12 protein-coding genes are annotated in these 15,051 nt (G+C 42.2%); 5 read left to right on the plus strand and 7 right to left on the minus strand.

Going from position 1 to position 15,051, the window contains the following annotated elements; all coding sequences use genetic code 11:
- Positions 1-116 precede the first annotated feature (116 nt).
- Genes accA through lpxB form a run of 4 tightly spaced genes read right to left on the minus strand, consistent with a single transcriptional unit; the run spans position 117 to position 6,324 of the window.
- On the minus strand, positions 117-1,073 hold the full coding sequence (gene accA, locus AB8618_RS10595; protein ID WP_008110950.1) for an acetyl-CoA carboxylase carboxyl transferase subunit alpha: 957 nt from the start codon (positions 1,071-1,073) through the stop codon (positions 117-119).
- 16 nt (positions 1,074-1,089) lie between these two features.
- On the minus strand, positions 1,090-4,581 hold the full coding sequence (dnaE, locus tag AB8618_RS10600) for a DNA polymerase III subunit alpha (protein WP_413402636.1): 3,492 nt from the start codon (positions 4,579-4,581) through the stop codon (positions 1,090-1,092).
- 2 nt (positions 4,582-4,583) lie between these two features.
- Positions 4,584-5,177: a ribonuclease HII gene (gene rnhB / locus AB8618_RS10605; protein WP_413402638.1), complete on the minus strand. Its 594-nt coding sequence runs from the start codon at positions 5,175-5,177 to the stop codon at positions 4,584-4,586.
- Positions 5,167-6,324 (minus strand): lipid-A-disaccharide synthase, encoded by a 1,158-nt coding sequence (gene lpxB / locus AB8618_RS10610; RefSeq protein WP_413402640.1) that lies wholly within the window; start codon positions 6,322-6,324, stop codon positions 5,167-5,169. Before lpxB ends, rnhB begins: the two co-directional genes overlap by 11 nt.
- A gap of 292 nt (positions 6,325-6,616) precedes the next feature.
- Between lpxB and AB8618_RS10615 the strand changes: the two genes are divergently transcribed.
- The 5 genes from AB8618_RS10615 to cydC are packed head-to-tail and all read left to right on the plus strand — an operon-like array spanning position 6,617 to position 13,007.
- Complete coding sequence (locus tag AB8618_RS10615; protein WP_131691335.1) at positions 6,617-8,200, plus strand: cytochrome ubiquinol oxidase subunit I; 1,584 nt, start codon at positions 6,617-6,619, stop codon at positions 8,198-8,200.
- Entirely contained in the window at positions 8,197-9,336 is a 1,140-nt protein-coding gene (cydB, locus tag AB8618_RS10620; RefSeq protein WP_131691336.1) for a cytochrome d ubiquinol oxidase subunit II, read from the plus strand. The genes AB8618_RS10615 and cydB overlap by 4 nt, the downstream gene beginning before the upstream one ends.
- A 12-nt stretch (positions 9,337-9,348) precedes the next feature.
- Complete coding sequence (gene cydX / locus AB8618_RS10625; protein ID WP_008110965.1) at positions 9,349-9,513, plus strand: cytochrome bd-I oxidase subunit CydX; 165 nt, start codon at positions 9,349-9,351, stop codon at positions 9,511-9,513.
- Complete coding sequence (gene cydD / locus AB8618_RS10630) at positions 9,503-11,278, plus strand: thiol reductant ABC exporter subunit CydD (protein WP_413402643.1); 1,776 nt, start codon at positions 9,503-9,505, stop codon at positions 11,276-11,278. Before cydX ends, cydD begins: the two co-directional genes overlap by 11 nt.
- Positions 11,271-13,007, plus strand: coding sequence for a thiol reductant ABC exporter subunit CydC (cydC, locus tag AB8618_RS10635; protein WP_413402645.1), 1,737 nt, complete (start codon positions 11,271-11,273; stop codon positions 13,005-13,007). Before cydD ends, cydC begins: the two co-directional genes overlap by 8 nt.
- A 278-nt stretch (positions 13,008-13,285) precedes the next feature.
- Here cydC and AB8618_RS10640 read toward each other — a convergent pair whose 3' ends face one another.
- The 3 genes from AB8618_RS10640 to fabZ form a co-directional block, all read right to left on the minus strand.
- Positions 13,286-13,678: a septal ring lytic transglycosylase RlpA family protein gene (locus tag AB8618_RS10640; protein ID WP_413402647.1), complete on the minus strand. Its 393-nt coding sequence runs from the start codon at positions 13,676-13,678 to the stop codon at positions 13,286-13,288.
- A 136-nt stretch (positions 13,679-13,814) separates the two neighbouring features.
- Positions 13,815-14,585 carry an acyl-ACP--UDP-N-acetylglucosamine O-acyltransferase gene (gene lpxA, locus AB8618_RS10645; protein WP_178956348.1) on the minus strand — a complete coding sequence of 257 codons (771 nt, stop codon included), beginning with the start codon at positions 14,583-14,585 and terminating at the stop codon, positions 13,815-13,817.
- A 2-nt stretch (positions 14,586-14,587) separates the two neighbouring features.
- Positions 14,588-15,040: a 3-hydroxyacyl-ACP dehydratase FabZ gene (gene fabZ / locus AB8618_RS10650; RefSeq protein WP_008110974.1), complete on the minus strand. Its 453-nt coding sequence runs from the start codon at positions 15,038-15,040 to the stop codon at positions 14,588-14,590.
- Between the last annotated feature and the right edge of the window lie 11 nt (positions 15,041-15,051).

The following is a 15,051-nucleotide window of genomic DNA, read 5'->3' on the forward strand; positions in this document are numbered from 1 at the left end:
ACCCAATGAGTAAATTACTAATAGCCCTGATAATAAAGGCTCTACGTTAAGGCATTTTAAAACAAAAAAAGCCGCATAGGCGGCTTTTTTCTCTATTTAGCTATGTTTAGCTATGTTTAGCAATAACCAAACGACATTAAACGCTTGTAACGTTGATCCAGCATCTCTTCAAGCGATAACGCTTGTAAGTCTGCTAAATCGCGTTTAAGGCGAACTTTTAAGTTACGTGCCATGGCATCATAGTTACGGTGTGCACCGCCCAACGGCTCATCAACTAGATTATTAATTAAATCTAGCTCTTTAACGCGCTCAGCTGTTACACCCATTGCTTCTGCTGCAAGTGGTGCTTTATCAGCACTTTTCCATAAAATAGAGGCACAGCCTTCTGGTGAAATAACTGAGTAAGTGCTGTATTGCAGCATGTTTACCCTGTCGCCTACACCTATCGCTAACGCACCACCTGAACCACCTTCACCAATAACAGTACAAATTGTTGGTACTTTAAGTGCGGCCATTACTTTTAGGTTACGTGCAATTGCTTCAGACTGACCACGTTCTTCTGCGCCAACACCTGGATATGCACCTGGGGTGTCGATAAAGGTCATAATTGGCATTTTAAAACGCTCAGCCATTTCCATTAGGCGCAATGCTTTACGGTAACCCTCTGGTTTTGGCATGCCAAAATTACGTTTAATTTTTTCAGCAGTACCACGGCCTTTTTGCTGACCGATCACCATAACAGGTTCACCATCTAAACGGGCAACGCCGCCTAAAATTGCAGGGTCGTTAGCAAACGTACGATCACCCGCGAACTCGTCAAATTCTGTAAAAATACGCTCGATGTAATCTCGAGTATAAGGACGCAGCGGATGACGTGCTAGCTGTGATACTTGCCAAGCGCCAAGTTCAGAGAAAATTTTCTCCTTCATTTGTGCGCTCTTTTCTTTAAGTTTGCTGACTTCCTCTTCTAATCCAAGGTCTAATTCGCCAGCGCGGCTTACATTTTGTAATTCTTCAATTTTTGCTTCTAATTCTGCGATTGGAAGCTCAAAATCAAGATAATTGAGGCTCATGCTCTAAACTACCTAATTAGTTAAATTCTAGTTCTACATTTTGCGCTGCCATCAGCGATAACTTATGAATTAAGTCGTCACTTGGCGTAACACACCATTCGATCCCTAGGGTTAATTGCACCAACGCATCGGGGCGTTGATAATATACCTTGATCGGACACGTTCCCATTTTGTATGGTTCGAGTACTTTTTGTAATTTATCGAAGAAACCAGCCTCGATCTGCACCATATTCAGCGTCATCTTAATCGCTTTTATACGCTTTTCACGCGCCTGAGCAATGGTGTTTATTTCTCTGGCGGTCATTGTAATACCACCAGAGAAGTTATCAAAGCTGACCTGTCCGGATATCACCAAAATATTATTGATTTGCAACATATCTTGGTACATTTCAAACTGTTCTGGAAACAAGCGTACATCAATTCGGGCGCTTTTGTCATCTAAAGTTATTAAGCCCCAACGATTTCCTTTTTTATTAATTAAGGTTCTCGCGGCAATCACCAAACCTGCCCCAGTTGAGACTACATCACGGTTAGTAGGTTGCAAATCAATGAGTCGACCTGAGGTGTAATGCCCAAGCTCCCGTCGATACTGATTTATAGGGTGACCGGTTAAATAAAGGCCTAAGGTATCTTTTTCACCATCAAGCCACTGATTATCTGTAAGCGGTGTGGCTTTAATAAATGCTTGTTCTACTTCGTCAGGCTCTGTGGCCAGCAACCCAAACAAATCACTTTGCCCTAATAGCTCAGCTTTGTTGTGCTGATCGGCTGCGCGCATTGCATCTTTTAAACTTGCCAGCAGCGTTGCTCGCCCTGGTTGGTTTTTTTCTGGTCCTAGCTGATCTAATGCACCTGCATAAATTAATTTTTCGGTGACACGTTTATTCAAGCGCTTTAAATCAACACGCGCACAAAAATCAAATAGGTCTTTAAATGGGCCGCCTTTCGCCCGCGCTTCTAAAATGGCATCAACGGGGGCTTCACCCACGCCTTTAATTGCTCCTATACCGTAAACAACTTCACCTTGAAGATTAACAGTAAACTTGTATTCACCAGCGTTTACATCGGGCGGTAACAAAGTGAGTTTCATGTTTTCACATTCATCCACCAGCGTTACTATTTTGTCGGTGTTATCCATATCGGCCGACATTACCGCAGCCATAAACTCGGCCGGATAATGGGTTTTCATCCACAGCGTTTGATACGATACCAATGCATAAGCTGCTGAGTGAGATTTGTTAAAACCATAACCCGCGAACTTTTCAACCAAGTCGAATATCTTTATCGCAAGCTCGCCATCAATGCCATTATTACGCGCACCCTCTTCAAAGGTTGAGCGCTGTTTTGCCATTTCTTCGGGCTTTTTCTTACCCATGGCACGACGTAACATATCGGCGCCGCCCAGTGTATAACCGGCCAGCACCTGCGCTATTTGCATAACTTGTTCTTGATACAAAATAATGCCGTAAGTCGGCTCAAGAATAGGCTTTAAACTTTCGTGTTGATACTGCGCATCGGGATATGAGATTTCTTCTCTGCCGAGCTTTCGGTCGATGAAGTTATCTACCATGCCTGATTGCAGTGGACCTGGACGGAACAAAGCAACAAGGGCTATCATATCTTCGAAGCAATCGGGCTTTAATCGGCGAACTAGGTCTTTCATGCCGCGTGATTCTAGCTGGAATACGGCGGTGGTTTCAGCGCGCAGCAGTAGTTCTATACTTTTTTTATCATCCAGTGGAATGGTGTTGATATCAACCGGCTGTTTGCCTTCACGCTTTAAGCGTTCATTGGTCATATCCACTGCCCACTGCAAGATGGTCAGCGTACGTAAGCCTAAAAAGTCAAACTTAACCAAACCGGCGGTTTCTACATCGTTTTTATCAAACTGAGTAACCGGAAACTTGCCTTCATCATCACAATAAAGCGCAGCAAAGTCGGTAATCGTGGTCGGCGATATTACAACGCCCCCGGCGTGTTTACCGGCATTACGGGTACAACCCTCAAGAATACGACACATGTCGATTAAGTCTTTAACTTCTTCATCGCCGTCGTAGGCTTCTTGCAAACGGGGTTCAACTTCAAACGCTTTAGCCAAGGTCATTCCCGGATCGCCCGGAATAAGCTTAGAAATACGATCAACAAATCCATACGGATGACCAAGTACACGGCCTACATCGCGTATAACCGCTTTAGCCGCCATAGTACCAAAGGTAATAATTTGCGATACCGCATCACGGCCATATAAAGCCGATACATGATCAATTACTTCATCACGTCTATCCATACAAAAATCGACGTCAAAGTCGGGCATAGAAACACGTTCTGGATTCAAGAAGCGCTCGAATAGTAAATCGAACTCTAGTGGATCAAGGTCGGTAATCTTAAGCGCATAAGCTACTAAAGAGCCCGCACCTGAACCACGCCCAGGACCTACAGGAATATTATTATCTTTACTCCATTGAATAAATTCCATTACGATCAAGAAGTAGCCTGGGAATCCCATTTGGTTAATTACATCGAGCTCAATTTTTAAACGCTCATCGTATTCGCCGCGTTTTTCTTGGCGTTCTTGTTCATCAGGGAATAAAAACTGCAGTCGTTCTTCAAGGCCATCTTGTGAGACTTTAACCAAAAACTCATCAATTTTTAGTGAGCCTGTGGGGTAATCTGGTAGGAAATACTCACCTAGTTGAACGGTTACATTACAGCGTTTTGCGATTTCTACGGTGTTTTGTAACGCCTCTGGAATATCACTAAATAGCTCTGCCATTTGTTCTGGCGTTTTCAGGTATTGCTCTTGTGAAAAACGCTTAGGTCGGCGTTTATCATCTAGGGTATAACCATCAAAAATAGCCACCCGAATTTCATGGGCTTCAAAATTTTCTGGCTTTAAAAAAACCACTTCATTGGTAGCCACTACAGGCAGTTGCTCTGTGGCTGCAAGCTCCACTGCCATGTGCAAATAATTTTCTTCTTGAGCACGGTTGGTGCGAATAAGCTCAATATAATAATGATCGCTAAAGTGCTGCTTATAAAAGCTTACCACCGACTCAACAATAGCGGGGTTGCCTTTTATTAATGCTTTTCCTAAATCGCCATCCTTAGCACCCGAGAGTATGATCAGCCCCTCTTTTAAATCAACTAACCATTCACGGTCAATTACTGGGCGATGAAACACATGACCACGTTGGTAAGCTTTAGAAATCAATAAAGTAATATTTTTATAGCCAGTGTTATCTTTAGCTAATAACGTTATCCGGCTTGGCTCATCAGGAAACTCAGGACTACGTACCCAAAAGTCAGCGCCAACAAGTGGCTTGATACCTGCGTTATGCGCTGCGCCATAAAAACGCACTAAACCACAAAAGTTCATTTGATCGGTAATTGCCAGCGCTGGCATTTCAAGCTCTTGTGCTTTAGCAACAATTGGTTTGGTTTTTGCCAAACCATCAACCATCGAAAAGTCTGAGTGCACTCGTAAGTGAACAAAATCAGGAGCTGACATAATTACTCCTTACCCGAAAGCACACGCTGCACCGGTTTAAAGCTCTTACGATGCTCATCTATAGCGCCGTATTGCTCAAGCGCTGCAAAGTGTGCTTTAGTCGGATACCCTTTATGCCCTGCAAACCCATACTGTGGATAGCGCGCATCAAGTTCAATCATTTCATCATCACGGGCCACTTTTGCTAAAATAGACGCGGCTGATATTTCAGCTACCAAGCTATCGCCTTTCACCACCGCTTGGGCGGGCATAGCTAATTTAGGCAGGCGGTTTCCATCTACAAACACAAATTCAGGCACTGTGCTAAGTGCTTCCACCGCGCGGCTCATGGCAAGCATAGTGGCTTGTAATATATTTAGCTCATCTATTTCGCTTGGGCTACAACGACCAATGGCGTAACACAGTGCTTTTTCTTTTATTTCAGTGGCTAATAACTGGCGTTTTTTATCCGTTAATTTTTTAGAATCGGCAAGGCCTGCGATTGGCTTAGCGGGATTTAAAATAACAGCGGCAGTAACCACGTCGCCCACCAGCGGTCCACGACCCACTTCATCTACACCGGCAATTAGGGTTACATTAGGTCGTTCAATTTGCATTTATTAACTCCGCCACTGCGTTTGCAGCTTGTTTACTTGCATCTAATCTAATTTTTTCATGTATGGCTAAAAAGCGGGCTTTTAATTCTTTATTGTCACTATTTAGCATAGGGGTAAGTGCTGCGGTTAAATTAGCGACATTACACTCGCTTTGCAAAAACTCTGGCACTAATTCTTCGTCTGCTAATAAATTAGGTAACGAAAAATATTTAATATTAAAGGTAAATAAGGTTTTAAAAATCCAATAACTCATGGGTTTAATTTTATAACCAACCACCATTGGTTTTTTATATAACATGCCCTCAAGCGTTGCCGTACCTGATGCCAGTAATATGGCATCAGCGGCTTGCATGGCTAAATTTGATTGGCCGTCTAGTAAGTTAACATTAAGTGAGGGCGCTGTGGCATTTAAAATAGCAATAAACTGCGCTTTACGCTTTTCATTCACCAGTGGCACAACGACTTTAAGCGCTGGGTTCTGCGTTTGTAACTGCGCCGCTGTTTTTATGTAAGTTTCACTTAATAAGCCCACTTCTGAGCCCCGGCTCCCGGGTAATAACGCTAACACCTTATCATTAGCACTTAAGCCTAATTGGCTGCGGGCTTGGCTATCGTCGTGCTCAAGTGCAATGTCGTCGGCTAACGTATGGCCTACAAAAGTACACGGTACTTGGTGCTTGTCGTAAAATTCTTTTTCAAAAGGCAATAAAGCCAATACTAAGTTAGTGGCTGCACTTATAGTGTGAATGCGTTTTTCACGCCACGCCCATACCGAAGGGCTAACGTATTGCACAGTTTTAATACCCGCATCTTTTAACGGTTTTTCTACACGTAAATTAAAATCGGGCGCGTCAATGCCTATAAAAACATCAGGAGGATTATCAATAAAGTGCTGTACTAACTGCTTGCGGATTTTTAGTAAACGCGGTAATCGCCCTAGGACTTCAACCAACCCCATAACCGACAGTTCATCCATATCAAACAGCGTTTTACAGCCTTGTGCTTGCATTTTAGGACCTGCAATACCTTCAATGATTGCATCAGGAAAATGCGCTTTAAGCGCTTTTATGAGCCCTTCACCTAAAATATCGCCCGACAGTTCACCTGCCACAATACCAATTCGTAGTTGTTTTTTATCTTTTTTCATTTGCTATTTTTTCACAAGTAAACCCGGCGTTCATACCGATTAGTTTACCGTGTTTTAAGGCCAGGTTAAACGCTTAAAACGCACCACTTTTTTCTAGCTTACTCTTAATTGATGATTGCGTATTTTATAGACTGATGTAATGTCATAGTATATTAAAGTTTTCTAATATACATATTGACAAAAATTGTACAAACACTAATAATGACGTAAACTTTCAGAAATTACTGAAAGTTCATTAAAACATTAACAATTGCTTTGTGCTGTCACTGCATCACAACCAAAGGAGCCAAAAATGATAGATGAAACCTTTGTGGATCTATCGCGATTACAGTTTGCTGTCACCGCTCTATTTCATTTTTTATTTGTGCCGTTAACAATCGGTATGACCTGGATTTTAGTTATTATGGAATCGGTTTATGTTATGACCGGTCGCGAGATTTATCGTGATATGACTAAGTTTTGGGGCAAGTTATTTGGTATTAACTTTGCTATTGGTGTGGCTACCGGCCTCACCATGGAATTTGAGTTTGGTACTAACTGGTCGTATTACTCTCATTATGTGGGTGATGTATTTGGTGCACCACTAGCTATTGAAGGCTTAATGGCCTTCTTTTTAGAATCAACCTTTGTGGGGATGTTCTTTTTAGGTTGGGACAGGCTCTCTAAACGCCAGCATTTAGGGGTAACATTTTTAATGGCGCTGGGTACAAATATGTCTGCGCTGTGGATTTTAGTTGCTAATGCGTGGATGCAAAACCCAGTCGGGGCAGAGTTTAACTATCAAACCATGCGTATGGAAATGACTAGTTTTGCAGAGTTGGTATTTAACCCTGTAGCGCAAGTTAAGTTTATTCATACAGTGTCTGCAGGTTATGTTGCGGCGTCTATGTTTGTGCTTGGGATTAGTAGCTGGTACATATTAAAAGGACGTGATTTGGCATTTGCTAAACGTTCGTTCTCGGTGGCATCAGGCTTTGGTTTAGCCTCTATTTTATGTGTTATTTTACTCGGTGATGAATCTGGCTACGAAGTCGGTGAAGTACAAAAAGTAAAACTCGCGACCATTGAAGCTGAATGGCATACCGAAGAAGCTCCCGCAGCTTTTACCATGCTAGGTATTCCTGACTCTGAAGAGCAAGTAACTCATGCTGCGGTAAAAATTCCTTACGCATTAGGTATTATTGCAACGCGCTCACTCGATGAGCAAGTAATTGGTATTTCAGATCTTGAGAAAAAACACGAAAAGCGTATTCGAAATGGCATGATTGCTTATGAATACCTAGAAAAACTTCGCGCAGGTGACGATACCCCTGCAAATATCGAAAAGTTTGATAACGTGAAAGATGATTTAGGCTATGGCTTATTACTTAAACGTTATACCCCTAATGTAGTAGATGCCAGCGAGGCACAAATACAACAAGCCGTTAAAGACTCCTTCCCTAAAGTGGGCCCTATGTTTTGGTCATTCAGGATTATGGTTGGCTGTGGTGTAATTATGCTTGGCGTGTTTATTCTCTCTTTTTATTACAACGCCCATCGTATTATTGAACAAAAACGTTGGTTGTTATGGGCGGCGGTATTGAGCATTCCTCTGCCTTGGATTGCTATTGAATTTGGTTGGATTGTGGCTGAATATGGCCGTCAACCATGGGCTATTTCTGAAGTATTACCGACCTTTTTAGCAACGTCATCGCTGACGGTTAATGATATTTTAATTAGCTTAACTGGTTTTATTATTTTCTATACTGGACTGGCGATTGTTGAAGCATGGTTAATGATTAAATTTATTAAGCAAGGACCAAGCTCCCTTCATACCGGTAAGTACCATTTTGAATTACCTGATCACAGCACGGCTGCTAAAGGAGAACTATCATGATTTTTGATTATGAAACATTAAAAATGCTCTGGTGGTTAATTATTGGTGTGCTGTTAATTGGTTTTGCCATTACCGATGGTATGGATATGGGCGTTGCTATGTTGCTACGCTTAGTCGGCAAAACAGATTCTGAACGCCGTACCGTTATTAACACTATTGGCGCCCATTGGGATGGTAACCAAGTATGGTTTATAACCGCAGGTGGCGCTTTATTTGCAGCATGGCCTATGGTGTATGCGGCAGCGTTTTCTGGTTTTTACTTTGCCATGATGCTGGTGTTATTTGCATTATTCTTTAGACCGCTAGGCTTTGATTATCGCTCTAAAGTTGACTCTAAACGCTGGCGTAATAACTGGGATTGGGGCTTATTTGCCGGCAGTGCCATACCTGCGCTGGTATTTGGTGTAGCGTTTGGTAACTTGTTTTTAGGCGTGCCGTTTCATATCGATAATTTATTAAGAGTCAGTTACCAAGGATCGTTTTTTGCCTTACTTAATCCGTTTGCGCTTATTGCCGGCTTGGTTAGTATTACCATGTTAGTGGCACATGCGGGCATGTGGTTACAACTGCGCACAGCTGATCAAGTTGCTGAGCGCTCAGGACAATACGGTCGCTACTCATTACTTGCCTTTATAGTTTTATTTGCGGCAGCTGGTGTGTGGGTTGCCAATCTAACGGGTTATCAAATTGCCTCTATGGGTGACACCCAAGGTCATGCAGATCCACTGGCTAAAGTAGTTACCACTGCTCAAGGCGCATGGCTTAATAACTACAGTGAACGCCCATGGACAATGACCTTCCCTATTTTGGCATTTGCGATGGCACTGTGTGCACTGCTGTTTTCTAAATTGAATAAGCCCGCTTTGGGATTATTAGCAACCAGTGTGATGTTAATTGGGGTGATTATGACTGCGGGCGTTTCGTTATTTCCGTTTATTATGCCTTCAAGCAATAACCCTGATATTAGCTTAACAATTTGGGATGCGGTATCGAGCCACAGAACACTCAATGTTATGTTTATTGCTGTGGTTATATTTGTGCCACTCATTCTAGCCTACACCACTTGGTGTTATGTGAAAATGTGGCGCAGAGTGACCGTTGATGAAATTGAAAATAACCCTCACGGCAGTTATTAAGGAGACTAAATTATGTGGTATTTCGCGTGGATTTTAGGTGTACTGCTTGCTTGTACCTTAGGCGTTATAAACGTGATGTGGTATGAATTTCATCAAAATAAAAACAGCATTGCTGATGATGAACAAGCCACCCATGATTTATTAAACGAGCATAATACAAATCACAATGACGACTAATCCCCGACCAAATCGCGCGCAGCAACAACCCCTGCGCGCTTTTTTAAAACAGCAGAGTAAACCGGCGGCAATGTGGTTAAAGCTAAACATTGCACTTGGAACAGTTAATGCGATTTTAATGATTGCAGGTGCTTATTTACTCGCGCAAACCATTCATGAGGTGATGTTTGAAGGGCATAGTTTAGCCCAAGTGACCCACTATTTATGGCCTTTAGCGGGTATTATTTTACTGCGCGCCATTTTCTTAGCGTTAAGTGAGCGCTTGAGCGCATTTGCTTCACTTAAAATTAAATCGGCTATTCGCCAAACCTTACTCGATAAACTCACACAACTCGGCCCAAGTTATATAGAGCAACATGGCCAAGGCGCTACGCTCAATACGCTGCACAATGGTGTTGAGGCACTGCATGACTACTATGCTAAATACCTACCCGGTGTTGCCTATAGTGCGCTAATTCCTATTGCAATATTAGTGGTTATATTTCCGACCGATTACAAAGCAGGATTAATATTTTTATTAACCGCACCACTTATTCCTTTTTTTATGATTCTAGTTGGCCACAAAGCCGAGGCGCTTAATCAAAAACGTTGGCAACAACTGGCAGTATTAGGAAACTATTTTTTTGACCGTGTACAAGGGCTTACTCAACTAAAACTATTTAATGCCACGCGCAAAGAGCTTAAACAAATCGCGCGTATTTCCGATGATTTTAGGCACGCAACGCTAAACGTGTTAAAAATTGCTTTTTTATCCTCTTTTGCGCTGGAGTTTTTAGCCACAATAAGTGTGGCACTGGTAGCGGTAATTATTGGTTTTAGATTGTTTTTTGGCACTCTGGATTTTGCTACTGGCTTTGTAGTGCTGTTACTAGCACCTGAATTTTATTTACCCCTTCGCCAATTAGGCAGCCATTACCATGCGCGCCTACAGGGAATTAGTGCCGCCGCAGATATGCTGATCATTTTAAACGCACCATTGCCATCAAATGATAATAATCACAAAACAAAGATCAATATTGGTGCTAACAATACTATCAGCATCCATGATCTCAACTTTAATTACCCTAACAGTAATGAGGGAATTAAGACTATTAATTTAACCCTGCCAAGCACAGGACTAGTAGCCATTGTCGGAGCTAGTGGCTCAGGTAAGAGCACCCTACTTGATTGCATGCTTGGTTTTCACCCAGAAGTAATACAACACATATCCATTGACCAACAACCATTGACGACTGCGAATATAAGTCAATTACAACAAAGCATTGCATGGATCCCACAAAAGCCAACCTTATTTTACGATACCCTAGCCGCCAATATAAAACTCGGTAACCCTGGCGCTTCACATGAAGCACTTGAACATGCTGCAAAGCAAGCAGGCGCGCTGGAATTTATTAACGAGCTGCCCGATGGCTTTAATACCTTAATAGGTGAGCAAGGCGAAGGACTCTCTGGCGGGCAAAAACAGCGTATCGCTTTAGCTCGTGCATTTTTAAAACACGCCCCTATTTTAATGCTCGATGAGCCAACCGCTCATTTAGATAGCCAAACCGAGCAACTCATTCAAAACGCTATTGCTGAATATGCAAAAAACCACTTGGTGATCACCATTGCACATCGCTTAAATACGGTAAAAAATGCCAAGCAACTTATCGTTATGGAAAACGGCTGCATCGCTCAACACGGCGATTTTAAAACGCTCAGCCAGCAAGCTGGCGAATTTGCAAAGCTACTGCAAACAGCAGAACAAGGGGTAACTAATGGCTAATTTTATTCGTTTACTCAAATTGTGCCGCCCTCATTATAAAGCGATGCTTTTAGGGACGTTTCTAGCGTCACTCACGGTGCTAGCTAATGTAGGCTTACTCGCTATTTCAGGCTGGTTTTTAGCTTCTATGGCAGCCGCAGGAATTGCAGGCGTCCATATGAACTACTTTACCCCGGCTGGCACCATTCGCTTTTTAGCGATTGTGCGCACCGCCTCACGTTACGCTGAACGCTTAGTCACTCATAACGCCACTTTTTTATTGTTAAGTGAAATACGAGTAAATATGTTCGCTACACTCAGCAAACTTAATAACTTGGATTTGGCTATGAGCCGCAGTGCCGATTTAGTTAATCGCTTACAAAACGATGTAGACGCACTAGATAAGTTTTATTTAAATGTGTTACTGCCAATGTTAGTAGCCTTACTGACTGTGCCTATTATTATGTTGTTTATGTCTGCTTACAGCCCAAGTGTAGCCTTAATTTGCTTTACTGGCATCGTTGTTATTGGGGTGGTTATACCGGCAATACTAAGTAAGCAGTTAGATAGAAATAGCCACCAAGAAACCTTATTCAGTGCGCAATTAAGAGCTGAGCTTTCAGATACCTTAACGGGCCTTAGAGAGCTAAATATTTACCAAGCTCGACACCAACAACTCACTAAGTGTGATCAGTTAAGTGAGCAGTATAATCAGCAATTATTTATTCGTCATAAGGCTCTTGGCAACGCTGATGGTATGAGCTTACTCATAGTGCAATTGGCTATGCTTGCCAGCATTGTTACTATTGTGCCGCTAGTGTTTAGCGGTGCTATGGTCAATGTAGAGCTGGCGATGTTGAGCCTGTTTGTGCTTGCCAGTTTTGAGAGCGTATTGTTACTGCCTAATGCCTTTATTGAGCTTCCTAATGTACTAAAAGCAGCTGAGCGACTCTTTATTCTTGAAGACAAAACGCTTAGCAAAAATGCCGAATCTACAACAGATATTGAGCTATTAAATAAGCACTGGGCTTTATCATTAAATAATGTCAGCTATCACTATGGCCAAAAGCAGGCATTAAATAATGTGAGTTTTGAGCTCCCCGCGAAGCATAAAGTGGCTATTGTTGGTAGAAGCGGCAGTGGTAAAACTACCTTAGTGAATTTGCTCAGTAGTTTATGGCCACTGCAGCAAGGAACAATAAACTTAAAAAACGGCAAAGAAATCATAAGTCTGCATGATTTAAATAATGAGAGTCGTGCAAAGACATTAAATATTTTAGCTCAGCAGCATCATATTTTTGATGGCACATTAAGCGAAAACCTTGCTTATGCAGCTCCCGATGCAACCTCGCAACAAATGATAGCAGCATTAACACAGGCAGAACTTGGTGGTTGGTTCTCTGAGCTAAAACAAGGGCTAAAAACCCGTTTAGGTACCGGCGGGCGAAATGTATCTCAAGGTCAATCAAGACGTATCGCCTTGGCACAGGCCCTGCTACAAAAACCCGCCATTTTAGTACTCGATGAACCGACTGAAGGGCTCGATAATATTTCTAAACAAGCTGTTATGAATAGTGTTTTACAGCTAAAAGAGCATGCAAGTGTATTAACAATTACTCATGATCCAGCGTTGTTATCGCAAATGGATAGTGTCATCTGGTTAGACAGCGGACAGATCATCGCTCAAGGTTCACATCAACAATTGCTCAATGAACACCCTGACTATGTGGCGTTAACAACCCGCTTTTAGGGTCTGTTGATCTTTCAAGGTTAAATTTGCAGCAGTCTGTTTGGTATTTAGGCAAGGCTGAGCCTATGTGGTGTGGTTATTCCCCATAAATAGGCGATAACGCAGCATCAATGCCAAACAGGCGCTGCCCGAAGGGTTCTGCCTAGGGGCGATTTACTCTTTGTTGCTCGGTTTTTACTTAGCCCACTAGGTTACAAACCTCGCGCCGCGATTAAACCGCCCCTAGTTTGAACAAACTTTAATCCGCAAAGGTCAACAGACCCTAGTCCTTAGCAGTATTACTTATTATCAATAACGGTGACCGTTACATCAATAACGCCGACTTTAGAGTCGGCTATTTTTTCAAACATAGCTTTTGATAAATCTATAATTCGCCCCCGAATATAAGGACCCCTGTCGTTAATTCTGACCACCACTGACTTATTATTAGCAATATTAGTAACGTTTACTCGTGTACCAAATGGGAGTTTTAAGTGAGCAGCTGTTGCCGCTTGTTGACTAAATCGCTCGCCACTGGCAGTAGTTCGGCCGTGGTATTTATCAGCATAAAATGATGCTTTACCTTGCTCTGCAACATCACGTTGTTGATTATTTATATTACTTGGCGCAGTACTACAGGCGGCCAAAATCACCGACAGTACTGAAAGCAATACTAACTTTATAAGTTTCATTCTTTATACTTTATTGAAAAATGTAGAGAGAGTGTAATAGGACGATACTGAGTAGAGACTGAATTATTAATCAGCTAATAAAAAACCACCTTGATTACTCAAAGGTGGTTTTAAAATCTGTTAAAAATGCTATTTTTTAACGCACAATACCGCGTTCAGAACTTTTAACGAAATCAATCATCAATTGCACTGCTGGAAACTTTGCAGCATCTTCAGCAAGTAATTCAATCGCTTCATCAACACCTAAGCTCTTGCGGTAAAACGCTTTATAAGCGCGGCGTACTGCCATGATTTCATCACTTTCAAAACCACGGCGTTTCATGCCTTCAGTATTGATTGCTGCAGGGCCTGCTGGCATACCAATGGTGGTAACAAATGGAGGTACGTCTTTGTTTACCCCCGAATACATACCAACAAATGCATGCGCACCAATTTTACAAAATTGATGCACACCGGAGTTACCCGCTAAAATCACCCAATCACCAACATGAACGTGACCCGCTACACTGGCATTATTTGCAAAAATAACGTTATCGCCAACAACAGCATCATGCGCAACATGAGTGTAAGCCATAAATAGATTATTGCTGCCTATTTTAGTGACGCCCTCATCTTGGATTGTGCCGCGGTGAATAGTCGCACACTCGCGAATAACATTATTGTCGCCAATAATTAAGCTGGTTGGCTCGTTGTTATATTTTTTGTCTTGGCAGGCTTCGCCTACAGAAGCAAACTGAAAAATATGGTTACCAGAGCCAATGGTAGCAGGCCCTTTAACAACAACGTGAGACTCAATTATACAGTCATCACCAATAACAACATCATTACCGATGTAACTGTATGGTCCAACTGACACATTGTTACCAAGTTTTGCACCCGGTTCGATTATTGCCGTAGCATGGATCACAATTAAAACTCTCTTCTAGCACACATGATTTCGGCGCTACACACTGTTTTGCCGTCAACTTTAGCTTCAGCCGCAAATTTCCATATGTTACGACGCTCTTTTAAAAACTTAACATGAAGATGCATGGTATCACCTGGCACAACCGGCTGCTTAAAACGAGCATTGTCTACGGCTGCAAATAGGTAAAGTTCGTTCTCGCTACGATTTTCAACCGTTTTAAACCCTAATAGACCCGTTGCTTGCGCCATTGACTCTAATATTAGCACACCAGGAAAAATCGGCTGATTTGGGAAATGGCCAGTGAAAATAGGTTCATTAATCGATACATTTTTAATTGCATGCAACGATTCACCTGGGGTGAAATCGATTACACGATCAATTAGTAGCATCGGGTAACGGTGCGGTAATAAACTTAAAATTTCTTGAATATCAAGGCTATTTAATTCGTTTGCCAAAATAGCATCCT

It is taken from the genome of Pseudoalteromonas sp. RW-H-Ap-1 (assembly GCF_048318575.1).
In the GTDB taxonomy this organism is placed as follows: Bacteria; Pseudomonadota; Gammaproteobacteria; order Enterobacterales; family Alteromonadaceae; genus Pseudoalteromonas.